25 protein-coding genes, 2 tRNA genes, 1 rRNA gene and 2 pseudogenes are annotated in these 26,769 nt (G+C 34.7%); 18 read left to right on the forward strand and 12 right to left on the reverse strand.

Going from position 1 to position 26,769, the window contains the following annotated elements:
* Nucleotides 1-46: 46 nt before the first annotated feature.
* Entirely contained in the window at nucleotides 47-436 is a 390-nt protein-coding gene (locus AACH21_RS01145) for a DUF1284 domain-containing protein (RefSeq protein WP_006279825.1), read from the reverse strand.
* Nucleotides 433-959: pseudogene (locus AACH21_RS01150) on the reverse strand (biotin transporter BioY). The gene AACH21_RS01145 and the pseudogene AACH21_RS01150 overlap by 4 nt, the downstream one beginning before the upstream one ends.
* A gap of 85 nt (nucleotides 960-1,044) precedes the next feature.
* Here AACH21_RS01150 and AACH21_RS01155 point away from each other — a divergent pair.
* Entirely contained in the window at nucleotides 1,045-1,632 is a 588-nt protein-coding gene (locus AACH21_RS01155) for a nitroreductase family protein (protein ID WP_006279823.1), read from the forward strand.
* Complete coding sequence (gene dapF, locus AACH21_RS01160; protein WP_006279822.1) at nucleotides 1,613-2,401, forward strand: diaminopimelate epimerase; 789 nt, start codon at nucleotides 1,613-1,615, stop codon at nucleotides 2,399-2,401. Before AACH21_RS01155 ends, dapF begins: the two co-directional genes overlap by 20 nt.
* Before the next feature lie 8 nt (nucleotides 2,402-2,409).
* Here dapF and sucD read toward each other — a convergent pair whose 3' ends face one another.
* The 9 genes from sucD to hemF all read right to left on the reverse strand — a co-directional run bounded on the left by sucD (nucleotide 2,410) and on the right by hemF (nucleotide 8,065).
* Nucleotides 2,410-3,285 carry a succinate--CoA ligase subunit alpha gene (gene sucD / locus AACH21_RS01165; RefSeq protein ID WP_338482611.1) on the reverse strand — a complete coding sequence of 292 codons (876 nt, stop codon included), beginning with the start codon at nucleotides 3,283-3,285 and terminating at the stop codon, nucleotides 2,410-2,412.
* 3 nt (nucleotides 3,286-3,288) lie between these two features.
* A complete protein-coding gene (gene sucC / locus AACH21_RS01170) occupies nucleotides 3,289-4,440 on the reverse strand; it encodes an ADP-forming succinate--CoA ligase subunit beta (RefSeq protein ID WP_338482612.1) in 1,152 nt (383 codons plus the stop codon).
* Between the two features lie 37 nt (nucleotides 4,441-4,477).
* On the reverse strand, nucleotides 4,478-4,678 hold the full coding sequence (gene rpsU, locus AACH21_RS01175; RefSeq protein ID WP_338482613.1) for a 30S ribosomal protein S21: 201 nt from the start codon (nucleotides 4,676-4,678) through the stop codon (nucleotides 4,478-4,480).
* 199 nt (nucleotides 4,679-4,877) lie between these two features.
* Nucleotides 4,878-4,951 (reverse strand) — tRNA-Pro (locus tag AACH21_RS01180).
* Between the two features lie 218 nt (nucleotides 4,952-5,169).
* The gene (locus AACH21_RS01185; RefSeq protein WP_006279818.1) at nucleotides 5,170-5,856 is read right to left on the reverse strand and encodes a 16S rRNA (uracil(1498)-N(3))-methyltransferase; all 687 of its coding nucleotides are present in this window, start codon (nucleotides 5,854-5,856) and stop codon (nucleotides 5,170-5,172) included.
* Nucleotides 5,857-5,884: 28 nt separating this feature from the next.
* Nucleotides 5,885-5,956 (reverse strand) — tRNA-Glu (locus AACH21_RS01190).
* Nucleotides 5,957-6,024: 68 nt separating this feature from the next.
* On the reverse strand, nucleotides 6,025-6,387 hold the full coding sequence (locus AACH21_RS01195; RefSeq protein WP_223823129.1) for a hypothetical protein: 363 nt from the start codon (nucleotides 6,385-6,387) through the stop codon (nucleotides 6,025-6,027).
* A gap of 55 nt (nucleotides 6,388-6,442) precedes the next feature.
* Complete coding sequence (locus tag AACH21_RS01200) at nucleotides 6,443-7,159, reverse strand: hypothetical protein (RefSeq protein ID WP_338482614.1); 717 nt, start codon at nucleotides 7,157-7,159, stop codon at nucleotides 6,443-6,445.
* A gap of 81 nt (nucleotides 7,160-7,240) precedes the next feature.
* Nucleotides 7,241-8,065, reverse strand: coding sequence for an oxygen-dependent coproporphyrinogen oxidase (hemF, locus tag AACH21_RS01205; RefSeq protein ID WP_236514518.1), 825 nt, complete (start codon nucleotides 8,063-8,065; stop codon nucleotides 7,241-7,243).
* Between the two features lie 160 nt (nucleotides 8,066-8,225).
* On the opposite strand from hemF, the gene AACH21_RS01210 reads away from it, so the two are divergent.
* From AACH21_RS01210 to AACH21_RS01220, 3 genes are all read left to right on the forward strand, one after another.
* Nucleotides 8,226-10,706: a response regulator gene (locus tag AACH21_RS01210; protein ID WP_338482615.1), complete on the forward strand. Its 2,481-nt coding sequence runs from the start codon at nucleotides 8,226-8,228 to the stop codon at nucleotides 10,704-10,706.
* 90 nt (nucleotides 10,707-10,796) lie between these two features.
* A complete protein-coding gene (locus AACH21_RS01215) occupies nucleotides 10,797-11,639 on the forward strand; it encodes a ParA family protein (RefSeq protein WP_077188426.1) in 843 nt (280 codons plus the stop codon).
* On the forward strand, nucleotides 11,636-12,487 hold the full coding sequence (locus AACH21_RS01220; RefSeq protein WP_006279814.1) for a ParB/RepB/Spo0J family partition protein: 852 nt from the start codon (nucleotides 11,636-11,638) through the stop codon (nucleotides 12,485-12,487). The genes AACH21_RS01215 and AACH21_RS01220 overlap by 4 nt, the downstream gene beginning before the upstream one ends.
* 797 nt (nucleotides 12,488-13,284) lie before the next feature.
* Here AACH21_RS01220 and AACH21_RS01225 read toward each other — a convergent pair.
* Nucleotides 13,285-13,899 carry a hypothetical protein gene (locus AACH21_RS01225; RefSeq protein ID WP_338482616.1) on the reverse strand — a complete coding sequence of 205 codons (615 nt, stop codon included), beginning with the start codon at nucleotides 13,897-13,899 and terminating at the stop codon, nucleotides 13,285-13,287.
* 153 nt (nucleotides 13,900-14,052) lie between these two features.
* Here AACH21_RS01225 and AACH21_RS01230 point away from each other — a divergent pair.
* The 13 genes and pseudogenes from AACH21_RS01230 (at nucleotide 14,053) to AACH21_RS01290 (ending at nucleotide 26,754) form a co-directional block, all read left to right on the forward strand.
* Nucleotides 14,053-15,557: ribosomal RNA gene (locus tag AACH21_RS01230) — 16S ribosomal RNA — on the forward strand.
* 100 nt (nucleotides 15,558-15,657) lie between these two features.
* The gene (sdhC, locus tag AACH21_RS01235) at nucleotides 15,658-16,035 is read left to right on the forward strand and encodes a succinate dehydrogenase, cytochrome b556 subunit (protein WP_338482618.1); all 378 of its coding nucleotides are present in this window, start codon (nucleotides 15,658-15,660) and stop codon (nucleotides 16,033-16,035) included.
* Nucleotides 16,032-16,388, forward strand: a complete 357-nt coding sequence (gene sdhD / locus AACH21_RS01240; RefSeq protein ID WP_010963113.1) for a succinate dehydrogenase, hydrophobic membrane anchor protein — start codon at nucleotides 16,032-16,034, stop codon at nucleotides 16,386-16,388. Before sdhC ends, sdhD begins: the two co-directional genes overlap by 4 nt.
* A gap of 84 nt (nucleotides 16,389-16,472) precedes the next feature.
* The gene (locus AACH21_RS01245; protein ID WP_338482619.1) at nucleotides 16,473-17,723 is read left to right on the forward strand and encodes a hypothetical protein; all 1,251 of its coding nucleotides are present in this window, start codon (nucleotides 16,473-16,475) and stop codon (nucleotides 17,721-17,723) included.
* Between the two features lie 100 nt (nucleotides 17,724-17,823).
* A pseudogene (locus AACH21_RS01250) lies at nucleotides 17,824-18,561 on the forward strand (mannose-1-phosphate guanylyltransferase); the annotation flags it as partial.
* Between the two features lie 252 nt (nucleotides 18,562-18,813).
* On the forward strand, nucleotides 18,814-19,116 hold the full coding sequence (locus AACH21_RS01255; protein ID WP_338482799.1) for a phosphomannose isomerase type II C-terminal cupin domain: 303 nt from the start codon (nucleotides 18,814-18,816) through the stop codon (nucleotides 19,114-19,116).
* 128 nt (nucleotides 19,117-19,244) lie between these two features.
* Nucleotides 19,245-20,453, forward strand: a complete 1,209-nt coding sequence (locus tag AACH21_RS01260) for a hypothetical protein (protein ID WP_077188429.1) — start codon at nucleotides 19,245-19,247, stop codon at nucleotides 20,451-20,453.
* Nucleotides 20,454-20,733: 280 nt separating this feature from the next.
* On the forward strand, nucleotides 20,734-21,963 hold the full coding sequence (locus tag AACH21_RS01265) for a lipoprotein-releasing ABC transporter permease subunit (RefSeq protein WP_006279924.1): 1,230 nt from the start codon (nucleotides 20,734-20,736) through the stop codon (nucleotides 21,961-21,963).
* Nucleotides 21,956-22,687: a hypothetical protein gene (locus AACH21_RS01270; protein WP_038250643.1), complete on the forward strand. Its 732-nt coding sequence runs from the start codon at nucleotides 21,956-21,958 to the stop codon at nucleotides 22,685-22,687. The genes AACH21_RS01265 and AACH21_RS01270 overlap by 8 nt, the downstream gene beginning before the upstream one ends.
* Complete coding sequence (locus tag AACH21_RS01275) at nucleotides 22,684-23,904, forward strand: heme biosynthesis protein HemY (protein WP_338482620.1); 1,221 nt, start codon at nucleotides 22,684-22,686, stop codon at nucleotides 23,902-23,904. The genes AACH21_RS01270 and AACH21_RS01275 overlap by 4 nt, the downstream gene beginning before the upstream one ends.
* A gap of 198 nt (nucleotides 23,905-24,102) precedes the next feature.
* Nucleotides 24,103-24,975: an ATP synthase F1 subunit gamma gene (atpG, locus tag AACH21_RS01280; RefSeq protein ID WP_010081973.1), complete on the forward strand. Its 873-nt coding sequence runs from the start codon at nucleotides 24,103-24,105 to the stop codon at nucleotides 24,973-24,975.
* A gap of 18 nt (nucleotides 24,976-24,993) precedes the next feature.
* Nucleotides 24,994-26,328, forward strand: a complete 1,335-nt coding sequence (locus AACH21_RS01285) for a TldD/PmbA family protein (protein ID WP_010081974.1) — start codon at nucleotides 24,994-24,996, stop codon at nucleotides 26,326-26,328.
* 174 nt (nucleotides 26,329-26,502) lie between these two features.
* Nucleotides 26,503-26,754: a cold-shock protein gene (locus AACH21_RS01290; protein WP_006279919.1), complete on the forward strand. Its 252-nt coding sequence runs from the start codon at nucleotides 26,503-26,505 to the stop codon at nucleotides 26,752-26,754.
* Nucleotides 26,755-26,769: the final 15 nt, after the last annotated feature.

Genomic DNA, 26,769 nt, shown 5'->3' on the forward strand with positions numbered 1-26,769 from the left:
CTTTATTTCCACAAAAATGCTTCAATTTATCTTAACATTTTGTCAACTACCTTTGTAGATTTAAAAGGGCATTTTTACATATTCCATATGGCTGCCAGTTGCACCCCTCACATGCGTACTCGAATTTCTTTAAAGACATTTTCTCCCTAATCTTTTTTACTGCCTCATTCCAAGTTAAAGTCTCGCCAATTTTAATTCCTAAAATTTCCATATGCCTTCTATCTAGCTCTAAAACTTTAGCTTGTGTGGTGCATTTACCTTGTTTAGTCTGATTTGGACAAGCACTACAGATATTATCAAGGTTACCAACTACTTCGATTTGAGTACTAATTACTTTGCTTGCTATCCTTTTATAATTTTCTACAAAACCCTGAGAATACCCATATCCCCGAAACGCGAGGGTGCACATGAAATGATGAGGGCGGAATTTTATCATTTTTTCAAATATTGCAAAGCTGCTACAAGTAGAAAAATTTTTACCAACCAGGAAGGATAAATGGTAAAACACCCACCATTATTGCTTGTCCCAGACCCAAGTAAACAGCAAGCCAACTAACACCACAAATAAAGATTACAACTGTACCAGCCAGACAACTTAAAGAATTACACACAAATGATTTATATTTAGAGTTCAGTAATTCATTTACTTTGCTCATTACCATAACAGCAGCTAAACAGCCAATTAAATATCCACCGGTTGGTCCAAGAAGAGCGTGATAACCACCAGAAAAATTCGCAAGAACAGGCAATCCTGCTGCACCAAGTGATAGATATGTAAGCACAGAATAGAATGCTGTTCTGCGGTTAAATTTAAGCCCAATAAGCATTACTCCTAAAGTTTGCAATGTGATAGGCACAGGCTGCAATGGTATACTTATTTGAGCCATCAAGAATAAAAGTAAAACGCAAGACAATATTTCAGCCAGTGTTGATCTGCTGCTAGATTGTGTTATAAACATACCTTCCCAATAAAAATAACTTATTGAATGTAATATATGTGTATGAGAGGTTTTGCAATTTAAATTTTGCTTATATTGTGCTACAATGAATTATTTATGCACTATTAAATTAAAAATGATGAGTAAACAAGATCTATTATCGTTGATGAAAGCAAGACACAGCGGACGTTCATACGATCCTACAAGAGCAATATCTCAGGAAGACATGGATATTTTAATGGAAGCTGTAAGGCTGACTCCCTCATGTTTTGGTGATGAACCCTGGAGATACGTAATATGCAACAAACAGAACAATCAAAGCGCATGGGAAAAGCTGCTAAATTGCCTTGATGAATCTAATCAAAAATGGGCAAAAGATGCACAAGTGTTAATCATATCTTTAAGTGCTAAAAACTTCCGTAAACAAGGTAAAGGAGAAAATCTTTGGGCTAATCATGATACTGGTGCAGCAAATTATGGACTTATGTTACAAGCTGCAGTTATGAACTTAATGGCCCATCAAATGGGTGGATTTGATAGAGATAAAATAGTGAAAGAGTTCAATATACCCAATGACTTTAACGTAATGTCAGTGATAGCGGTTGGTTACGAAGAAGAGGGTGCTGAAACAAGTAAGAAGAAAAGAAGACCAATAGAAGAAATATTTTTTTATGATGAGTGGCCAAAATTCTGAAAATTTTATCAAAATGCACGGCACTGGTAACAATTTCGTTATCATAGACTCACGTTCAACAAACAATTTAGACTGGAACCATAGACAAATTGCTGATCAAAGCAGTTGTGATCAAGTGATAATTATAACAATGTCTAATGCTGCAGACTGTTTTATGCATATCTATAATGCTGATGGAAGTCGAGCTGAAATGTGCGGAAACGCAGCACGCTGTGTTGGATATTTGATAATGTCAGAAAAAGGTGCTGAATACTCCATTATTGAGCTAACAAGCAAACGCATTTTAGAGTGTTTTAAAGTGGGTGATAAATCCATAAAGGTTAACATGGGTAAACCTTTGCTAAAATGGCATGAAATTCCCTTGTCTACTGAGTGTGACACTCTTCACTTACCTATAGAGCTTGAAATGCTAAAAGATCCTGTTGCAGTAAATATTGGCAATCCTCACATAGTTTTTTTTGTTGATAACATAAGTGAAATACCATTGCGAAATTTAGGACCAAAGCTAGAAAATCACGCATTATTTCCTCGGAAAATTAATGTTAGTATTGCACAAGTTGAAAAGTCTGGAGAAATAGCTTTAAGAGTTTGGGAAAGAGGTACAGGCATTACTGCATCATGCGGTAGTGCAGCCTGTGCAGCACTTGTTGCATCCACACTACGTGGATATCTGGTTGCCCAACAGACTTCAGTAAATTTACCAGGAGGCAAGTTATTAATCGAATGGGCAAATAACGTATTCATGACCGGTGATATAGGGTTTTTGTGATCCTAATTCTAGTGATGCATTACTTCCAATACCTTCTTACCAATTACTGCAGGGGTTTCAGCAATTGCAATTCCAGCGCTCCGCATAACTTCTAGTTTTGCACCAGCACTTCCACCGCTGGAAGAGATGATTGCTCCAGCGTGTCCCATACGTCTTCCTGGAGGTGCCGTTTGGCCTGCTACAAAACCAACGATTGGCTTTTTAGTTTTTTCTGTTTTTACAAAATGTGATACATCTTCTTCTTCGTTTCCACCTATTTCACCAATAACTACAATACCATGAGTATCGTCATCTTTTAAAAAGAGCTCCATACAGTCAACAAATGTCATACCATGAACTGGATCTCCCCCAATTCCGATACATGTGGATTGACCAAGACCAACAGCGGTTGTTTGTGCTACTGCCTCGTAAGTTAAAGTTCCGGAGCGAGACATAATTCCTATGTGTCCACGCTTATGGATATGGCCAGGCATAATTCCTATTTTGCATTCTTCAGGTGTAATAATTCCCGGGCAGTTGGGACCAATCAATCGACTTTTTGAGCCGATAAGCGCACGCTTAACTTTCACCATATCAAGTATAGGAATGCCCTCTGTAATACAAATTATCAATTCTATTTTTGCATCTATTGCTTCAAGTATTGCAGGAGCAGCAAATTTAGCAGGTACATATATAACTGTAGCATTTGAACCGGTTTTTTCTTTGGCTTCTGCTACAGTATTAAAAACCGGTAAATTAAGGTGAGTGCTACCACCCTTTCCAGGAGTTACACCTCCCACCATTTTCGTTCCGTAATCAATTGCTTGCTCTGAATGAAATGTGCCTTGTGCACCAGTAAAACCCTGGCATATTAATCTTGTATCTTTGTTTACTAAAACGGACACGCTTTATTTTACCTCTTTTACTATCTTTTGCGCAGCTTCATCTAGCTCATCTGCAGCAATAATATTTAATCCTGACTCTTCTAAAATTTTTTTTCCTTCTTCAAAATTAGTACCTGATAATCTAACCACTAGAGGAACTTTAATGCTCATTTCTTTTGCAGCCGCAACAATTCCACTTGCGATAATATCGCAACGCATTATACCACCAAATATGTTAACCAGAATTCCTTTTACGTTGCTATCAGACAATATGATTTTAAATGCTTCAGTTACAGTTTCTTTACTCGCTCCACCACCAACATCCAAAAAGTTAGCAGGCTCTGCTCCGTAGTATTTTATTATATCCATTGTTGCCATAGCAAGACCTGCACCATTTACCATGCAACCAATACTGCCATCCATTTTGATGTAACTGAGCCCATACTTTGAAGCCTCTATCTCTTCTTTCACTTCCTCATCATAATCACGAAGTTCCATAATTTCTGGGTGACGATATAAAGCATTATCATCGAAATTAATTTTTGCATCGAGCGCAATAAAATCTCCAGAATTTGTTTCAACCAGTGGATTAATTTCAATTTGGCTCGCATCAGTTGCAATAAACGCATCATATATTTTTTTTGCAATGCTCGATATCTTTTCTATTTGTTCTGGACTCAAATGAAAACTGCTGCTTAACTTGCTGCTATCAAAACTTGTAGCAGGATCAATATCAAATTTCACAATTTTTGCAGGAGAATTTTTTGCCACTTCTTCGATGTCCATTCCACCTTCTGAGGAAAATATGAATATTGGCCTACTGAGCTTCGGGTCGATTACCAGGCTTAAATAATACTCTTTCTTAATGCTTGAGCCTTCTTCAACGTACACTTTTCTTACTTGCTGCCCGCTTGGCCCTGTTTGATGAGTAACTAAAGTCATACCAATCATGTCCTTTACAAACTGTTGAGCTTCTTCAACTGACTTTGCTAGCTTTACGCCACCGGCTTTACCCCTACCACCTGCATGAATTTGAGCTTTAACTACAAACACGTCAGATTTTAATTGACTTACTTGAGTCTTTACTTCTTCTGCAGATGTAGCAACAAAACCTTTTGGCACTGGGACATTAAATTTATGCAAAACTTCTTTCGCTTGATATTCGTGAATATTCATAAAATAACCAATGATAAACTATTAACTTGAGTACAAACTACCAACCATAACGTTGCCTTCTGCACTCTTGTTGGTACCTCTTTTTTTTAGCTTCAGCTTTCTTTTTAGCTCTTTTTTCTGATTTTTTTTCATGATATTGTTTTTTCATTTTCAACCCTTTTCCTTCCTTTTGAATTGTTTTTTTCAATACTGGAAGAGCTCTGTCTACATCACCATAATGGACTGATACTTCTATCAAACTCTATACCTCCTTCGGTAATCATTTCAAAATCTATTTATAAATTAGAAAATTAACATTGTCAATTATTTTATAAACTTGAGCGTTAAAATGTAATATGCCATAATTTACATGGTAAATAATGTCATTCCAGTGTCAGCTACTTGCTTACTGATGGAGATTGCTCTTATGTTACAGCGTTCTTACAATTATACTAACATCGGGGCGGAGAGATTTGAACTCCCGACCCTTTGGTCCCAAACCAAATGCGCTACCAGGCTGCGCTACGCCCCGACTTCTTTACTCAGAGTATCAATAACTCAGGCAAAATGCAAGATTCATTTGTTTACTTTAGAAAAAATATAATATGAGATTTAATATTATCTTAGAATATGTTTTTTATTAGCTCCTCTTTAACAACAGACTGCTTCGTAGAAAGTCTACAGGGTTTTTGTGCGCGCAACACTGAACCAGATTTCTTTATGACCCAAACCTTAGCCATATTTAAAAATCTAGCTACACCAATTGGTGAAAGTGAGTGCAGCAACTACAGCAGTATCGACCCTTAAAATTCTTTTTCCTAGACTCAATTTTTGACAAAACTTATCGGCAAGATCAAGTTCATAAGATGAAAAACCACCTTCAGGACCAACAATAATAGCAACATTTTTTTTGCCTTTCAGCACTTTATCAGCTTTACCTGTTTCATCACACAAAACAAAATTTTTACTTTGGGAATCAGGTAACTCACAAAAGTTAATAGGAGGCAAAATCTCTGGTATACTTATCCTACCTGATTGTTCCGCTGCTTCGATTGCTTGTAATTTTGCTCTACTTAGGTTAATATTTTTTACCACTGTACGTTCTGTTGAAATAAATTGAATGCAGATTACTCCCATTTCAGTTGCCTGTCTTACTATGTTGTTCAAAGCAGCACTTTTTACCATGGCACAATACAGGTATAAATTTTCCTCATATTGCTGTTGTTTAGTGCATTCTTTGGGTGTAACTTCTGTCAATTTACGCGATATATTAACTACTTCTCCTAACCATTCTCCATCTTTTCCATTAAAAAGAGAGAGATTATCATACTTCTTAAGCCGCATTACATTGCAAATATAGTGACTTTGTTGTGGATTAAGTGCTAAACTCACGCCTTGTGATAAAGCTTCTTCAACATAGAGCCTAATTTTTCCCATTCAAAACTTTAATTATATTCTACTTGAGTGACTCTTACGGGATTTGAACCCGTGTTACCACCGTGAAAGGGTGGTGTCCTAACCACTAGACGAAAGAGTCAACTTGAATCTAACTAGGTTATATCGATTACATATATAAAGTCAATTCAATTATTTTGAATCACATAGTTAGAGGGATATATCAGTAATCTTATATCGACAGCCTCCTATTACTCCATGCTCAATACTCACTGAACCTATCTCAGATTTAGGAGCTAATTCTAATTGTTGTTCAACTTTTGTATCGGAATCATAGCCAGAATCGTAGCCAGAATCTCTACGCTCATATTTCTGCCTTATTTCTTCTACACTAAAGCCAGCCTTGGTCTTAATTTTTTGATCATTAGTCTGTTGCTGACTTATCGACTTATTAGCACTTAGCTCATTTAGCTTCACTTGCCAATCATTCACTTTATCTTGCACTAACCCATGGCAAGTTCCAGAATTAGCTTTTATGTCTTTTGCTTTTCTTTCTGCTCTTTTCTTGGACAAATCTACCCTAGCATAAATAGGTTCTGACGACTGTTCTGGCTCTTTCTGTTTTAGGCTAGTAGGCTTTTTGTTCTGAAAGATCATCTATAGTGCAATAAATAGGTTCTTCTGATATACTCAAATAACCACTATCGTCCAATGATAAATTTTCAGTGGATTTTTTATGTGAATCATATATTTCAGCATAAATAGATTCTTCTGATACACTCAAATAACCATTCTCCCCTAATGAGTTACTAACCTTAGTGTCATACACCTCAGCGTAAATGGGCTCTTTTGAAGGCAAAGCATCATAGCTAGTATTCTTTGACTTATACTCAAAAGTTCTAGGAGGTTTTTGTTGTATAGCTTCAATATTCAAATCATCTGTAGAATAATACTCTGCGCCTTTTCCTAGTAAAAAGGAAACTGTGGGGTGAAGAATTATCTCTGCTGGTAAGTTTTTCTCACTATCCAATTTTAGATTTTTTGATTCTGCTAAACTCTCAATAACACGAATTATAACATTCTTTCCATTCTCATCTATTGAGTGGATATCAGCTCCACGATTAATCAGCAATTCCATTATTTTGTGATCTGTAGCATGTCCTAAAGCCTGATTTAAAGCTTGATTATTATTTATATCAAATGATCCTGTATCCTTGAGAGACATAGTCTTTGAAAAGAATTTTCTAAAACTATTTAATGCATCATAGAGAATTAGAGTCAGTTTAACACCTTTTATGTCATTGTTTTTGACAGATTTAATTAAAAAATTATCTATTATGCCCATGATTATACCCCCTATATAAAAGCTCACTACCATGGTACAATTTTAAACTATGATGATTTATTTTCTACTAATAGCAGCTCTCTATAACCACTTAACAAGTGGTGGCATTGACATCATAATTGCATCTGGATTGCCGTCAGTCATTAAACCAAACCTTGTGCCACGATCGTATAACAGATTGAATTCTACATATCTGCCACGTTTTATTAATTGATTTTCTCGTTGTTCTTTTGTCCAAGATTTTTGCATATGTTTACGTATGACGTGCGAATAAATTTCCAAAAAGGCTTCACCTACTGCTTTTGTGAACTCAAAATCGTTTTCCCAGTTGCCAGAACTCAGATTATCATAGAAAATGCCACCAATGCCACGCGGCTCTTTTCTGTGTTGTAAGAAAAAATAATTGTCACATTGCTCTTTAAATTTTGGATAATATCCGGTGTCAAATCTATCACATGTCATTTTGATTGATTCATGGATATACTTGCAATCTTCTTCATTTTTATATATTGGCGTAAAATCCATTCCTCCACCAAACCATTGTTTTGAAGTATATATCAGCCTTGTGTTCATATGTGCTGCAGGGATAAGGGGCGATTGCATATGAGACACTAAAGATATACCGCTTGCCCAAAACTCTCCGTTACTTTCACTTGCACCAGGAATTTCATTAATGGCTGAATCTGCAAATTTTCCGTGTACTTTTGAAACGTTTACTCCAACTTTTTCAAAAACATTACCAAAAATAATTGTAGATTCACCACCTCCACCACCTGGGCGATCCCACTTTCTCTTTTCGATCTTTGGCTCTGCGGATGATTGTTTTTCAATTAATAAGAAAGATTCTATGATCTTATCTCTTAGTGCACAGAACCATTTAAATGCTTGTGTTTTTTGTTTTTCCATAATATCCTCTTGCTAGCTTATTAACATTGTTATATCTGATATTTAAGGAACTTAATTAGATTTGGATGATAATTATCTATCAAAGACGTTAATAAATCTATAATAATTAAATCAATATAATAGAACATTTTCGTATGTACAACAATGCCAAGTAACAATAATGAATAAAAGATACATAGATAACAAAAAAGAGAACAGGGTTGACTTCATACTAAGAAATTATGGAATGTCAATTGTTGTGATGGCAGTTATTATGCTCTTACCTCCAGTAGCAATATCGATACTCTACTTTTTTGATATATATAGTCAGCATATTAATATAGAGATTAATTTATTAGTTAGCATTCTAACAACTCTCTTTATGATGTATAATGTAAAACGCTACAGATACCTACTTAATACTATAGAATTTCAAAATGCAATATTTGCAAATGCACTAAATCATAATACAGAATTTTGCCTTATTTTACATAAGGATGAAGGTATTATTTATGCTGATGCAAGGTTCTACGAAAGGTTTAAAGATCATATAGATGATGACATTACGTTAGCCAAGATTCTTGAAATAGGAGATGTTTCAGAAGCAGACAAAAAAGTACTCTATCATGCACTAAAAAATAACTCTTCTGTACAGGTATGCATTTCCTTAAACAAGAAGAATAGAGTATCTAACTTTCTTTTGCTCTTTGAGCCGATACCAGATAATCCCCAAATTGCTATAAATAGTAATAAGATTTTAAATTTATCATTAGTGCCAATAGCAAGGCCAGATGGGTATTTTGTATTAAAAGCAACACAGATAAACAAGGAGCAGATATATGAAGAGTTAATAGAAAAACACAGCATAGGAACTTACATTGCAAATGCCAAAGGGGTGATTTTATCTGTAAATAAAAGATTTTTAGACATATTTGAACTAAAAAAACTGGAAAAAGGTAGCTCAATCAGTGATTTTATATCTCAATCTAAATATAACAATACAACAACCGATAATGAAATTTTGTTTTTTACTATAAGTGGTATTCCATTCAAGGCTTATATGAGCACTGCTATATTTTGTGATAAATACAACCATAGCTATATATATGGCTTTATAACACCAACCGAACCAAATATTGTTGATTATCAATTACACCCTTGTTTTGCAAATTCATCAATTGCTATTGCACAATGTGACATAAACGGCAACTTTGTAAAGAAAAATACGGCACTAATAAAGCTTGCAGGGTCAGATAATAATTCAATCTTTACGTTGATATTGGATAGTTATCATGTGAAAATACGTGAATATTTTTCGAGTAATAGAATAAATAATGCGTCTTTTGATGTACAGCTCAACGGCGGTAATAACATAAAAATATATTTCAATAAGTTTCTTCATAATAAAATGATCTTCATACTTTGTTATTTTATTGACAATACTGAACACAAAAACCTAGAGATAAAGCTTGAGCATTATCAAAAGATGCAAGCTATAGGGCAGTTAGCAGGTGGTATTGCGCATGATTTCAACAATATATTGACTGGGATAATAGGATTTTGCGATTTGCTTTTACTCCAACACTCAGCTGGTGACCCATCTTTTGGAGATATAATACAGATACAGCAGAATGCAAAGCGTGGATCAAATTTAGTAAGACAATTGCTTGCTTTCTCAAGAAGACAGACCTTGCAGCCAAAAATTATTGATGTAAATAATACTATAGCTAATCTTTATGAAATGATAAAAAGATTAATAGGTGAAAATATAAAATTTAATATTTATTATGGTAGAGACTTGGGTGCTGTTAGGGCTGATCAAGGGCAATTAGAGCAAGTTATACTTAACTTAGCAGTCAATGCTAGTGCTGCTATGGAAAAGGGCGGAGAATTAACTATACGAACCTTTAATCAAAAGATTGACTCATTAAATTCTACACCTCAGGATATGTTTTCTCCAGACAAGGAAGCGATTGAACATGGAAATTATGTTGTGATTGAAGTAATTGATACTGGATGTGGAATGACGAGTGATACAACTGAAAAGATCTTTGATCCATTTTTTTCTACCAAAGATATTACCTCTGGTACAGGTCTTGGCCTCTCTACTGTATATGGCATTATTAAACAAACTGAAGGATACATCTATGTTGCTAGCAAAGTAAATCATGGAACTAAATTTAGCATATTTTTGCCCATGGTTTACATATCAGATGAAAATGATAGAGAGGAAGATAGTGAAGAAACAGAAAAACCGGTAGTAAGTGAAATTAAAGGTAATGGTATAATTTTATTAATCGAAGATGAAGATTCAGTAAGGGAATTCATCTCTAAAGCACTCAAAAGAAAAGGATTTGATGTAATAGAAGCAAGCATAGGCAGCGAGGCGCTAGAAATAATCAGTAAAAAAAGTCAACACATAGATCTTATAATCACTGATGTAATCATGCCAGAGGTGAGCGGCCCAGAAATAGTTAAAGAAGCATTGATCCATAGGCCAAATATCAACGTTATTTTTATTTCTGGGTATGCAGAAGATGCTTTTTTAAAGAGTGATGACATCAATATAGAAGATTTTCACTTTTTGCCAAAACCATTCACTCTGAATGAATTAGGAAACAAGGTTCAAAGTGTGTTACACAAAGTAAAAAAGACAGTCTAATTTTAGTGTGGTTAGCAACAAAAAAATTTTCTAATGCAAAAGTTTCTTGCATATATACAATAGAATTATTTTATACATAAGATAAAAGGCGTGAGCAAGATTATTGCAATAGTAAATCAAAAGGGTGGAGTTGGCAAAACCACAACTAGTATAAATTTGTCGACAGCCTTTGCTGCTGTAGGAAAAAGCACTTTATTGGTAGATCTTGATCCTCAAGGAAATGCTAGCACCGGACTCGGGATTTCTTATCGTAGTAGGGAAGAAAAAAACATATACAAAATACTACTAAGCAGCGAAAATAGATTGATAGAATCGGCAATTTTCAATATAAAGGAAATTCCAAATTTATCACTAATTTCGTCAGTAGTTGATTTATCAGCTGCAGAAATTGAATTATCGCAACTTGAGCGAGGAAAATTTGTGCTAAAAAGCGCATTAGAGAAGATACGCGATAATTATGAGTATATAATCATCGATTGCCCTCCATCACTTGGGCTTCTAACCATAAATGCTTTGACTGCTGCTAATTCTATTATTGTCCCTCTTCAGTGTGAATTTTTTGCTTTGGAGGGATTGAGCCATTTAGTTAAAACTGTAGAGCTGATAAAAAGAAATAACCTAAACCCTTTTTTGGCAATAGAAGGGATAGTGTTAACAATGTATGACAGGCGCAACAAACTCAGTGAACAGATTAAAAACGATATTTGCCAGTATTTAAATGATAAAGTATACAAAACTATCATCCCATTGTATGAGACTGTTATTCCACGTAACGTACGGTTATCAGAAGCGCCTTCTCATGGAAAACCCGCTATTGTGTATGATCTTAAGTGTCCTGGTGCACAAGCATATATAAGTTTGGCAAGGGAAATTTTAAAAAAGCACGCGAGCAGTTGTAAGGAGAAGAAACTAGTAAGCGAGGGCGTAGTATGAAGGATGATAGACGCCTCGGCAGAGGTCTTGCCGGCCTCATAGGCGATAATTATGATAATAAAGAAGATCGACAAGAGCACTTGCCTATTTCATTACTGCACCCAAGCAAATTTCAACCGAGGAAACATTTTGACGAGGAGTCATTAAGAGAACTTGCAAATTCGATAAAGAAAAGTGGCATTATACAGCCTATCGTGGTACGCAAAGATTCAAATGATGATGGTTATGAAATAATAGCTGGAGAACGTCGTTGGCGAGCAAGCAAGATTGCAAATCTTGATAGTGCACCGGTTATCATAAAAGATCTGAGCGACAAGGAATGCTTGGAAGTATCCATTATTGAAAACATACAAAGGCAAGATATTAATCCAATAGAGGAAGGTGAAGCTTACAGAAAACTGATAGATGAGTTTTTCTATACACATGAGGAATTAGCTTCAGCTATAGGCAAAAGCCGCAGCCACATAACCAATATGATTCGGATGTTGTTGCTCCCTGATAGGGTGAAAACAATGATCAATGAGAAAAAATTGTCTATGGGTCATGCAAGAGCGTTGATTAATGTTGAAAATGCGGAAAGTATTGCAGAAAAAATAGTTTCTCAGGGCTTAAGCGTTAGACAAACTGAAAAACTGATAAAGGACCTACATCAAAACAACAATCAAAAAGAGCAGAGATATACTAGAAATCAAGATATGACAGTAATAGAAGGCGCTATATCTTCTCAACTTGGTTTAAAGATCAAAATTAATGACAACAATTCTAAGGGTAAAGTTATGATACGGTATGATAATCCAAATGAATTGGATTTGATATTGAAAATTTTGAATAGGAAACTTGAGGCATAGCTAGTAGTTGGCTAGCAAAGCAACAAACCAATATCAACTGTTGGTGTCATGAAAGTAGCTGACACTGGAATCCAGGAATTTTATTAAGTTGGTAAGCATAAAAGTATAACTTCTACGTCATACCGCCGCGGTATCCGCTAACAAGCAGCGGGATGACGATTGTCAGGGTAGCTGTCATCCCAGTGCCCTGACTACTTGGATCCAGGAAAAAGAATGGTGTCATCCCAGTGCGTGATACCCTAGTAGAAATCGTTTTTGTAATTGCAACATTCGTGCAATCTTTAGCCATAAATATTTAAAAAATTTACCAAATGAAAAAAAAGGCAAAAGAAACCCCGTGGTGGTTGGCTACTTACCATGTACTAAAATATCGGCGTTTTTTTTATTCTAAAACGCTTGATTAAGAGCGATTTAGCTGCTTTTAACTTGCAACTAACCTACACCGCAAGTGTTTAAGAAATTTACTAAGCAGGAAAAAAGGCAAAGAAACCCCGTAGTAGCTAGCATTCAAATTCTCCCTTGTCAATTTGACGTTTTTTGCTGTCTTAAACGCTTTGTAAGCGCGTTTCGGCTTATATAGGTAAAAACCCAGAATTTTTAAAGACATGCGATGCACGTAGTGCGAAAAATTAAACATGAGACGCCAAATACCCTAAGTTTTTTGTCATTAACCTGCACAGATTGCGAAGATAAATAAATAGCTTCAGTTTTATGATAAGGGAGCTGGCGAGGCTTGTCAAGGAAGTTTTTCGTTTCATCCAATGCGCTGCCAAAAGCTATGCAAAAAGTCCAATGAGTTAACTCCCATATATCCTGAGTAATTCTTGTGCATTAGCTTTGATTAGGATAGGGCATTTTCTATCATTTAATAGGGAACGCAATATTTCAGTTGCACCCTGAACGTCGTTATTGTGTATCTTTACTATAGCGATGGCTTCTTGGCTTGAATAAGGGTATACTGTGCTTGATTCTAAATTATCAATTTTGTCTTTATTTATTTTTTCACCGTTGGAGTGAAGTAAGCTCATTACTTCTGAATATTGTGCTAACTCACGCAAAACACCAGGAGCATCTTTATCATCTGCCAAATCATTATAAATAGATGCTGTGTCTGTTGGCATTGAATCTGAGATATGATTGAATGCGCGTTCAAAATTTGCTAAATACTCCCAATTTGAATCTATTTCTTCTAGCAGCGGCTTATTATCTTTTTTTAAGAATAATACTTCGTAAAACTTGTCACCTGCAGTTATAGATTGTTTTGTGTTATCAATGTTGCGCAATAAGTATAATGTGATGCCAACTAACATTGGCGCGAGTGCAAGCAGAAAGATGTATTTTTTCATGGTAATATTCCAAATAGTTATATATTTATACATTAATGCTTTTGATTTGCAAAAACATATTGACATAGTGATTATATCATATAATAATATTCTTAAAGTTGTTTGAATAGTTGGAGATTAAAATATTTCTAAAGTAGAAATAAAGACAGCAGTATTAAGCTAAATTATTTTTTGTCGGATTTATCCGATGTACCCTCAACCTTTTATAGGTTGAAGTCTAAATTTGAGAGTTTGATCCTGGCTCAGAATGAACGCTGGCGGCAGGCCTAACACATGCAAGTCGAACGGAGTTATATTGTAGCTTGCTATGGTATAACTTAGTGGCAGACGGGTGAGTAATGTATAGGAATCTACCTAGTAGTACGGAATAATTGTTGGAAACGGCAACTAATACCGTATACGCCCTACGGGGGAAAAATTTATTGCTATTAGATGAGCCTATATTAGATTAGCTAGTTGGTGGAGTAATAGCCTACCAAGGCAATGATCTATAGCTGATCTGAGAGGATGATCAGCCACACTGGAACTGAGATACGGTCCAGACTCCTACGGGAGGCAGCAGTGGGGAATATTGGACAATGGGCGAAAGCCTGATCCAGCCATGCCGCATGAGTGAAGAAGGCCTTTGGGTTGTAAAGCTCTTTTAGTGAGGAAGATAATGACGGTACTCACAGAAGAAGTCCTGGCTAACTCCGTGCCAGCAGCCGCGGTAATACGGAGAGGGCTAGCGTTATTCGGAATTATTGGGCGTAAAGGGCGCGTAGGCGGATTAGTAAGTTAAAAGTGAAATCCCAAGGCTCAACCTTGGAATTGCTTTTAAAACTGCTAATCTAGAGATTGAAAGAGGATAGAGGAATTCCTAGTGTAGAGGTGAAATTCGTAAATATTAGGAGGAACACCAGTGGCGAAGGCGTCTATCTGGTTCAAATCTGACGCTGAGGCGCGAAGGCGTGGGGAGCAAACAGGATTAGATACCCTGGTAGTCCACGCTGTAAACGATGAATGTTAAATATGGGAAGTTTTACTTTCTGTATTACAGCTAACGCGTTAAACATTCCGCCTGGGGACTACGGTCGCAAGATTAAAACTCAAAGGAATTGACGGGGACCCGCACAAGCGGTGGAGCATGTGGTTTAATTCGATGCAACGCGAAAAACCTTACCACTCCTTGACATGGAAATTATACCTATTCGAAGGGATAGGGTCGGTTCGGCCGGGTTTCACACAGGTGTTGCATGGCTGTCGTCAGCTCGTGTCGTGAGATGTTGGGTTAAGTCCCGCAACGAGCGCAACCCTCATCCTTAGTTACCATCAGGTAATGCTGGGGACTTTAAGGAAACTGCCAGTGATAAACTGGGGGAAGGTGGGGATGATGTCAAGTCATCATGGCCCTTATGGAGTGGGCTACACACGTGCTACAATGGTGGCTACAATGGGCTGCAAAGTCGCGAGGCTAAGCCAATCCCTTAAAAGCCATCTCAGTTCGGATTGTACTCTGCAACTCGAGTGCATGAAGTTGGAATCGCTAGTAATCGTGGATCAGCACGCCACGGTGAATACGTTCTCGGGTCTTGTACACACTGCCCGTCACGCCATGGGAATTGGTTTCACTCGAAGCTAACGACCTAACCGCAAGGAGGGAGTTATTTAAAGTGGGATCGGTGACTGGGGTGAAGTCGTAACAAGGTAGCAGTAGGGGAATCTGCAGCTGGATTACCTCCTTAGGCTTTGCGCATAACTTACCATTTTTAATGATGGTGTTGTTATGTGCTATACTGCTGTCTTTACTTCTACTTTATTTTAATTTCCCGATAACGGAATTTTATGAGTGATAGACCTCTTTCTCCACATTTACAAATATATAAAGTACAAGTTACTAGTTTTTTCTCTACTATGCATAGATTGACTGGTATCTTGCTATTCCTTTTATTAATGATACTTTCTTGGTATTTCATATTACATGTTTACTTTCCTGAGTTACTTATAGTAAGGTACTTAAATGCATTATTATTCACTCCTGTTGCTAAATTAGCTTATGTCTTATGTTTTATAAGTTTTGTATATCATTTTCTTAATGGTATTCGTCATTTATTGTGGGATGCTGGGCTTAATTTAGAAATTACTGGCGTTTCAAGGAGTGCTATACTGCTGACAGTAACGCTACTTCTTTCTACTATGGCTTTTTTATTTATGTTTATATGAGTCAGTCTGGAAATTCAGTACATCATTGGTGGGTTCAGCGTGTTTCTGCGGTAATTTTACTGTTCCTGTTTCCTTGGTTTATCTATTCATTTTCTTGCACATTTTATACTGATAGCTCTTTGTCTTTTAGTGAAAAATTTATTAATCACCCTCTAGAGCTTTTATTTTTTGTTGTATTGTTGTTTTGCATTTTTTGGCACGCAGTTCTTGGAATGCAGGTAGTATGCGAAGATTATATACACAGCGTACCTTTGAGGATTTTTACAATTACATGCATAAAGTACTTATCAAGCATTACTTATATAACCCTCGCTTTTACAATCTTTATCTTCTACAGGCATATTTTCTTGTAAAATCACCGGTGCTGTGTTAATATATTATTAGTGTACTAGTTTTATTATTGAACTATAGCATTATAGCGATTTTGGTTTGACAATATGTTTGAAGCATTAAAAAAGGGAGCAATAGATCTTACACTTAAAGCAAAAGGTCTGCTTACTTCACCTGAATCTCAAGTTTACGTCGAAGACCTTAGAAAGGTAATGATGTATGATGGAAGGAAATGCCAGTATCCAAAAAATTATGATCAAATTGTACAGTCTGCTAAAATCATAGAAAACAGGGATATGCATGGAAATGCTATACTAGATAAAGATAAAAATCCAACCTATAAACTTTTGTATGGTCAAAAAGATGAGAATGGAGAACAACCAAGTTTCAGATTATCTTTAGTTACCAAAGATAAAGATAATGATAGATCTTATTTTACTATCAATTATATAGACAATCAGGGTAAGCAAATTCCGATAAATGAGTTGCATAAGTCATATTTTGAGCCATTAGGCTTTTCGAGAATGGATTTGAAAAAACACGTGCCAATTTTTGAAGCTGAAAAAACTAAGGATCCTCAATATCCATTTGAATTAACTAATTCTTCTGTGCTAACTAAAGAGGTAAAAAATAAAGAAGGTAAAGTTCAGGAAGTTGTTGATGAAAAAGGAAGAAATGGAGAATTATTATACACTAGTGATTACAAGAAGCTAAGCACCCATTTTTCAGAAATTAGAGATCAGGATGGTAATCTAGAGCTAGATAAAAGTCTTATATCTGTTCCTATCGTTTTTGCTACAAGCTTGGCTAAAGTTTGTACTAAATTGTTGACTTCTCTTCCTATAAAGTTAGGGGAGCATTTAATAAGCAAACAAAACCCAATTGCAAAGTCTTTTGGCTATCTTTTGTTCACCCCTGCGATGGCAGTGAAGAATTCAGTAAATATGGTAGCTACAATACTTAAGGCCCCAATTTTATTGTTTGTAGCAAATGAGAAAAAATATGGTGATGCTTACTTTATTATGTGGAAACACCAATTGAAAGGATGTTGGGAAGAAGCAAAAAGTGACTTTAATGTTATTAAAGGTGAAGAAAGGCTAAAGCCGGATCATGGGAATCGTGATTCACTAGTGGGCACATGGGATGAGCTTAACGCTAGAAGGCCAAAGAAACAAGGGGATGATAAAGAAGTTAGCAAGAGTAATGAAATACTAAAGAGTCCTGAGGAAGAACAAAATAAGGGTAATGAAATATTAAGTGATAAAAGAAAAGGTCATGTTGAGGAATTACAAAATAGAAGAAATTCACAGCAAGGGCAAGGCGCTACACATGATCACTCTCATTCGCAATTACTTTAAATCAACATTTACTTTCTTTATTAACTATTCCACAACAAAAACTTGCATGTATTTTGCCCTCAGTATAAGATATTAATTATTTAATTAATATCTTAACTAAATGCGCCCTATAATATTGTGTGGTGGTAGTGGTAGCAGACTTTGGCCTTTATCTAAGCCAAAGCAATTTCAGAAAATATTTAGTCAGAACACTATGTTTCACAACACTTTGTTGAGGCTAAAAAGCGATTATATGCCGCCCATAATTGCTACAAATATACAGTACGAGTCATTAGTGATGGAGGAATTGCATGCACTGCAAGAATATAAAGTGATTTTCGAACCAGTGAAAATTGGAACAGCAGCGGCAATATTAATTGCTGCACTTCTCTGCAATGAAAACGAGACAATGTTAATTCTGTCTTCAGACCATTTTATAGGTGATTTGAATAGTTTTTATGCTTCTACTCAAAAAGCGTCTAAGTTAGCCTCTGAAACTAACTCTATAGTCACTTTTGGGGTTAAGCCTCATGAATTCAATTCTGAATACGGCTATATAAATGCAGTATATGATCAGAAAGAAAAATGTCATATAGTGAAAGATTTTACAGAAAAGCCCGAGCGTAAGTTAAGTAACGATCATTATTGAAACTCTGGAATATTTGTGTTTAAAGCAAAACGCTACATAGATGAGATTAAAAAATCTGCCCCGAATCTTTACAATTTATGTTTTAAATATTTCACACCGCAAGAGAGATTTCTGTATTTAAAACAACGAGATTTTGCAGGAATTGAAGGCATATCCATTGATTACTTGGTGATGGAGAAAGCAAAAAACGTTGCAATGATAGAAGCTAATTTCGATTGGTTGGATGTTGGAACTTGGAATTCAGTTTTAGAATTGAGTGAGAAGTTTAGTAAAGAACCGGCATCATTTCAGCATGTGATTAGAGAAAAAGAACCAGTTTCAACGACAGAAAGTAATAAAAATTTATTGAGTGGAGCTTGTAAGCAACCAAACAAAAGTCTAATTTCATTTATTCATAAAGTTAAGAAAGTAAAGGTGATAAGGAAAGAAGTTAAACCATGGGGATTTTGTAGTATAATTTTAATGAGCGAAAATTTTCTTATAAAATATCTTTTTATCAATCCATTAAGCTGCACTTCTAAGCAATTCCATCACTATAGAGATGAATACCATATAGTGCTATCAGGAGTTGGATATGTTAGTTTAGAAGACAAAGAATATGCTATAGCAAAGGACCATATGATAGAAATCCCAAGGGAAGTTTCCCATAGGATTGAAAATAGAAGCACAAGCTTTCCACTTGAAATAGTTGAATTTCAGATAGGAGAGCATTTATCTGATAATGATATAGTGAGATTGGATGATGTATATGGAAGAATATGGTAACGCCATAAATGCATTTGTTGGCAATTTATAATATGGGTATAGCTGCTTTATGTAAAAAATAATATTTACTAAATCTTAATATTTTAAACCTATACCCATATTTTAATAAATAATGAGTTGTAATTAATATGAAGGATCCATTTAAAAGTGACAATTATAGAGAAAATCTCGGTTTCCTTAAAGAAGCTATAAAAGCAAGAGATGAGTTAGTAACTATTAGACATTATAATAAAACGGTAAGGGATTTATCTCAGGCATTAAAGCGTTTTACAGATAAGGCAGAAGATGTAGCTAAGTTTGTTATACGTAGTGACTCAATTGATTATGTAAAATCGATGAATGGAAAGCCATCAGGTCTTAAGATATTAAAGGAAATATTGAATAGAATCTCGGGAAGAAATGTTCCAGTTAAGAATATAAGTAGTTTTATTGATAAATTACCTCCTCCTACTTCAATGACAATCTTTGAATATCTAGAGGCTTATCGTAAAATTTCAGGTTTGGAGCAAGTTGAAAGAGGAAATATTGCAATAGCTCCAGAAAAGCCAGAACGCAGTTTTCTAAAAGAAGATAGACAAGTAGAAGTTAATTATAATGATTCAGGCCATGGAAATTCATTAGATGAAAAGCCTGGATACAAAGAGATATCAAATTATCAAGAGAAGAAGAGTAAAATTTTAACAGAAAATTCACAAAGTTCAAAATCGCCTAGAGAAGAGCTAATTTATGTAACAGTTCCTAAAGAACATATGGAAGCAAAAAGAGAACTTAAACAAAAACAACAATCTAAACCTCCAATATTGCCAAAATCATCAATAGCACCCCCATTGCCAAAAAAAATGTTTACTGCTGGTCAAGAAGTTAGACAAAAACCAAAAGTAGTAGGAACTGTTCCTAAATCAACTAAAGATAAACCTGAATTACCACTAAAACTTAAAAAGTTAGGTCATACTGATCAAAAATCAAGCACAAAGCTAGAAATGGTAGTATCTTCTATGGAAAAAGAAATTAATTATAATATCGATATTAAAGTACAAGAGATAAGAAAAAAATTCAAACAAAATCAAGCAAAAGAAAGTCCTAATGCGCAAACTATTGAAAGCAGGACCCCTCCTGTTGCACAAGTGAATATAGATGTGGAGAAAAAAACTAGGCCATCACCAAAAGTTGCTTCCCAATCTCGCTTATTTCCAATGAGGGATGAAATATCTCAGATGAATCCCTTATCAGCAAAATCTGATCCGAGACCTCATGTTAGCAAAAATGCTCTTCTCACAGATGTAAATGTAAAGCAACTAGTTGTACAATTTGAAAATTATGGAAGGAAAGAATTATAACTTATTGAATAAACCCAATAATATTCTTGATTTTTTCTATGTTATAAAAGCACAAGCTCTCCACTTGAAATAGTTGAATTTCAGATAGGAGAGCATTTATCTGATAATGATATAGTGAGGTTGGATGATGTATATGGAAGATTTTGAAATTCTAATGTTAAAGATACTCTATAAGTCTGCTAAATTTAAGGAAGCAAAAATCTCTAGTTTTTAAATAAAGAAAAGTCTACAATTATACGAAGTTTCAAAAATATAATGTCTAACCTCAAAATATTTTGTAATGTCCATTGCCTTTGAAATTACTATGGCTGCTTGCTATTTGCGAGCAAGAAATGCCAGATTTTGCTCTATAATGACTTTGTTCTCTATTATCGGCATTGCCCTTGGAGTTGCAACACTAATAGTGGTGATGTCTGTGATGAACGGATTCAGAGCAAAGTTGCTTGACTCAATACTTGGCATTGATGGCCATATTAACGTTTATTTTGATAGGAACATAAATTCAGATTACTACGCAGTTTCAAAATCTATTGAGAGAATTCCTGGTATATTAAAAGCTACTCCTATGACCAATGATCAAGTTATTATTGTAGCAAATGGTAAAATTGCAGGTAGCGTAGTGCGAGGTGTGTCAACTAAAGATTTGCTTGATAGTACTGCCGTTACAAATAATGTAATTATAGGTGATGTAAAAAAATTTGATGAAGGGATAATAATAGGAGCACGCTTAGCAGAAGTTTTGAACATTGACTATGGCGACGAAATTACGTTTATATCATCTGAAGAATTTGATGCATTACTTGGTGAAATGCCGCGAATGAAAAAATATAAAGTTATAGCAATATTTGATATGGGTATGTTTGAGTATGATAATACCTTGATATATATGCCTCTAAAATCAGCACAAGCCTTTTTTAATTATAAAAATAGCATAAAAAATATAGAAGTACTTGTAGACGACGTTACTAGAGCTGATAAGCTGGCAGATGCTATAGAAAAAGAAATAGGAATGGAAGCTGAAAGTTGGCAATCACAGCAAAGCCATTATTTTAGTGCTTTAAAAACTGAAAGAAATGTGATGTTTTTAATTCTCACTTTGATTATAGTTGTAGCAGCGTTTAATATTATCTCAAATTTAATGATGATAGTGCAAGAAAAGAAATCCGCGATTGCAATTATGCGTACATTTGGTGCAACAAGTGGAAGCATTATGCGTATATTTTGCGCTTGTGGTCTATTAATCGGTTTTACGGGAACTTGTCTTGGCTGTATTATAGGTGTCGTTTTTTCTCTCAATATCGAAAGCATTAGAGTGTTTTTAGAAAACATTACTAACGTCAAGCTGTTTGATCCTATGATATACTTTTTTTCAAGTTTGCCAATGATATTAGTTCCTCAAGATGTAGTGAACATTTCTGCACTTGCATTATTCTTATCATTTTTAGCGACAATTGCTCCTGCATTGCAGGCAGCTGCACAAGATCCTGCGGAGATACTACGTTATGAATGATACTCAGCAAAAGTACATAGGTTGGTTCTTAATTGTATTGTTATTTACCGGTTACATCACAATAAATAACATAATCTTTTTAAAAATAAATCAGCAAGAGAGTGAAAACAATGTGAAAGCTTTAACGGAAAACATGGATGAATTTAGAATGTTGCTTGAAGTTAATCAATCTAGAATAGAAAAAAAGATATTTGACCTCAAGAGAAGTCAGCATACTCAATGTGAGCAAGGTGATAATAACTCAAGATGTAAGAACCTTGCAAAATTGCTATTACTTGTGGTTAAAATGAAGAATTCGTTATTGCGAGAAGCAAAATTTGATAACCATATAAATTCAATAAAGCCTTTGATATCAGAGCTTGACGATCCAGAGATAGAAAATGCAGTAGATGAATTAGAAAATTTGAAAGAGATAAATACCTTACACGAATTGAAGTTATCTTTTGAAAAAACTATTGATACTATCGATTACAACAAAAGTACATTGTCTAAAAAAATCATTTCAAACTGGATAAAGGTAGACGACCGAAATGATCCATTAAGAGTAAAATTCGCAGAAATTGAGGAGTCAATAAATGATAATGATTGGCAAAATATAACTGTTACAGTAAGCAATTTAACGCATTCAGAATTCAAGCCATGGCTGAATAAATTGAATGGTTTTATTGTAGCTTCTAAGAATATTTCAACAATATATCATCACTTATTACAATATATCTCATGATTTATTTTATAATTTTCGCTTTTTCGTTTTTATTTGGTATATGGGTCAAGGTAAGTGGTGAAGTAATAAAATTGGAATTAGGCAATTACACTATAAGTATTGATCTATATTTCATTATTTTTACTTGTGTAGTTTTATTATTTTTATTAATTACACTTGTACGCTTTTTTTCCTCCATTTCATCAACATTTGCCAACATAAGAAATAGAAGAAGGGATAGGGAAGAATTGCTTCTCTTTGAAGCTTTCTTTAGCATAGACTTAGACAATATAGAGAATGCCCAAAAGCTAGTTAAAAGTCTGAGTGAGGAGAGCGATAGGTTGTCTTTAATAAAGCTCTTTAACTCAGGTAAGACGGGAAATTACAGCTTTTTCAGTAACGGTTTAACAAATATTGCAAATAAAAATCGTAACTTAGCTCTACTTCTAGCCAATAAGCTGATTGTCCACCTCAAACAAGAAAAAGTAGTCTTTCAAAAATTTATAGAATATTGCTCTAGTTCAATTAACGATAAAATGCTATCTATTCCCTTTCAAATAGAGCATGGCATATTGAAAGAAGATTGGATTAATGCAATTTTGAGGTTGAAGGAAGCAGTTAAGTCCAATATTTTTCTCCCCTTTGATCATAAAGAAATGTTTGCAGTGTTTTATTGCGCTTTAGGAAAGCAATATGAAAGTAAAGGAAATTTTAAGGAGGCTATAAAGTCTTTATTTAGAGCACAACGTTATAGTGCAATTTTTCAGCCCATCAATTATTTAAAGGCAGAATTATATATTAAACTTGGAAAAATCAGAAAAGCTTCTGCAGTGCTAGAGGCAGAGTATACAGTAAATCCTACTCCTCAGTCAGCTAAAATGTACATCAATTTAAATAGTAAAGGTGCTGAAAGACTATACAACTTACGCCCTGATTATTATTTTAGTTACTGTTTACTTGCTTTGTCCTCAATGAGTTCAGGTAAATATGATCTTGCAAGTCAATATTTAGACACTGCTATGAAAAAAGCTAATTACATGTCAATCTACTTTATTGTAATACAACTCAAGGTTACATTGCAAGAACAGGACAAGGTAATTTATTGGCTAAACAAGATGGGCTCAGAAGCTTTGCCTGATCCAGGCTGGAAATGTAAAAATTGTAACAGGGAACTAGAACAATGGGATCATAAGTGTTCAAGTTGTAATAGTTTTAATTGTGTTTATTATATATTATAAAATTCCACAAAGTGTAGAAATTACCATTAGGCTACTTTCACATTGATATTGCTGAAGTTAGAGCACTTTCTTAATATAATCCTTATCTCCAAACAATAAACCTGCAAGTTTCTTAGCTAGACTTGGTTTTAATGTCAAAAAAACTTGCTTTTAGACACTAACAGTTATATATTTTAATAAATCAGGGTTGTATACAAAATGAAGAGCTTAAAGGAATTATCCTTAAGAATTAAGAATATTAGGTCTGTACAGAAAACCACGAAAATAATGCAAATGGTTTCTGCAGCAAAGTTGTTACAAAGCCAAAAGAAGTTATTAAATTCAAAATTATATGTATCTAAGCTGCATAACATTATTTTTTCATTAATGCTATCAGTTGATCAAGAATTACTGGCAAAAATTCTAAATGTCAGTAACGACGGTTCTTACCTAGTATTCATTATTGCGTCTGATCGTGGCTTGTGCGGCAACTTTAACTCTTCTATTGTCAAATTTAGTCAAGAGCGTGTAAATAAGTCAATCGCAAATGGCAAAAAAGTAGATATTGTATTTCTTGGTAAAAAAGCTTTTGATGTAGGTAAAAATAGATTTGACTCTAAAAGTATCTTAAAAATTGAAAATAGTAAGGGAATCACGTTAAAGCACGTAGAAGCTTTGGTTGATGGTATAGATTTAAGTAAATACGATAAAGTTAAAGTTTTTTATAGTAAATTCTATAATACCTTCACGCAAAAACCAATGTTGGAAACAATAAAACCATGGAGTAAAGACTCATCCTTGATTGATAGCTCTCTGGCTGGTCCAACAACAGATTACGGCTATGAGTATGAACCACAAAATATTGAATTTATTTTAAAATCTTTGGTTCAAGATTACGTTGTAATTGCTCTTTACTCTGCTTTACTTGAAAGTGCAACGAGTGAGAATAGTGCTAGAATGGTTGCTATGGAATCAGCAAACAGAAACACTAAAGAGATACTGAACAAATTAGCATTGCTTTATAATCGTTCTCGTCAAGCAGCGATTACGACTGATTTAATTGAAGTTATAGGTGGTGCAGAATCTTTATAGAAATCTAAGGAATAGAAAATGAATATATTAAATATTGCAGCAGATATTACTAAACTAATAAAAAAGCAAAATCAAGATGCGGAAGTTACAATATATGAAACTAATAAGACTTCAGTTTCTCAGCGTCTATCAAAAATTGAGCAAATATCACAATCTAAAAATTGCACTGTAGGAATCAGAGCTATAGCAGGTAAAAACAAAGCTGCGTATATTTCTACAAACGATTTGAATAATCTGAGTGATACAGTAAGCCAAGTGGTAGAAATGGCAAAGAATGCGCCAGAAGATCCTTGCATTAATTTTGCTGTAAATGGTAGTAATTATATCTCTTCTGCAGATTTAAGTATCTCAGATAATAATGTTGTAACCGTTGATAACCTAAAAGAAATTGCTGAAGCTGCAGAAAATTCAGCCCTTGCACATAAGAGTATCACTAATTCTGAAGGAGCCTCTTCTTCATACGCTTTAGTGAATACAGTATTATCGACTGTTTCTGGTTTTATTGGCTCGTTTAGTAAATCAACCTTTGCTAATCAGGTCTCTGTTGTTGCTGGAAGAGAAAGTGAAATGAAGGTTGGTTACGATTATGATATAGCATGTAATTTTAGTGATTTAAAGTTGCCAGAGTTAATGGGAAAAGAAGCAGCAAAAAGAGCAGTTGATCAATTGAATTCACGTACAATGAAAACTGGTAAATTTCCAGTTATTTTTGAAAAAAGAGCAGCAAAAGGGCTAGTAAAAAGTTTTGCTTCTGCTATAAACGGGAGCAGTATTATAAGCAACAGTTCTTTCTTGAGGGGTAGTTTAAACGCTCAGATTTTTAACGATAGAATTAATATTATCGATGATCCATTGTTGCCAAGAGGCATAGCATCGAGACCATTTGATGGAGAAGGGATAACTAGCAAGAAAAATATATTTGTAAAAAACGGAATATTACAAAATTGGATTTTAGACTTATACTCGGCTAGAAAATTAGACTCAGAAACAACCGGAAGTGCAACTCGTGCAAGTAATGCTGCAGTTATTCCTGCAGCTAGTAACCTCTACATTGAGAATGGTGATGTATCGTTTGAAGAATTAATTCAGGAAGTGAAAGAGGGAATATATGTAACTGATTTATTTGGTTTTGGTGTCAATTTAATCAATGGCGATTACAGCCAAGGCGCTTCCGGATTTTTTATAGAAAATGGAAAAATAACGTATCCAATACATGAGATTACCATTGCTAGCAATTTGAAGGATATGTTTAGCAATTTAGTCGTTGCAGATGATCTAACTTTTTGTGGGCAATTTAATTCACCAACGATTAAAGTTAGCGAAATGACGGTTGCAGGTTCGCTTAACGATTAAAAAATTTATTTGCATCAAGTACAACAATTGTGTATTATTGTCATGTAATGTTAAGAATAGACTATGGAGTATAAAGGTTTAGTTTCAATAGCTAAGCTTAAAGCATTCTCAATCGTAATTTCAAAGTTTTTCATCACATTAGTAATGTTAGTTAATAATTTAGGAGTTGTTTAAATGGAATTTGGTAATGTAAAATGGTTTAATGCCGAAAAAGGCTATGGTTTCATCAAGCCAGAAGGTAAAGGGGGTGACGTTTTTGTACATATTAGCACATTGGAACGTTCGGGAATAAGACCTGAGGCACTTAAAGGAGAGAATAAAGAGAAGGGAATAAAAGGAGAAAGGGTGAGTTATGAGGTTAAAGAGGAGCGCGGTAGAAACGGAGAAGATAAAAAATCTGCAATAAATTTAAGATTGGAAGATTAATCTATTATGAAGTCT

The sequence above is a fragment of the Wolbachia endosymbiont (group A) of Ophion costatus genome (assembly GCF_963969245.1).
Taxonomy (GTDB): Bacteria; Pseudomonadota; Alphaproteobacteria; order Rickettsiales; family Anaplasmataceae; genus Wolbachia; species Wolbachia pipientis.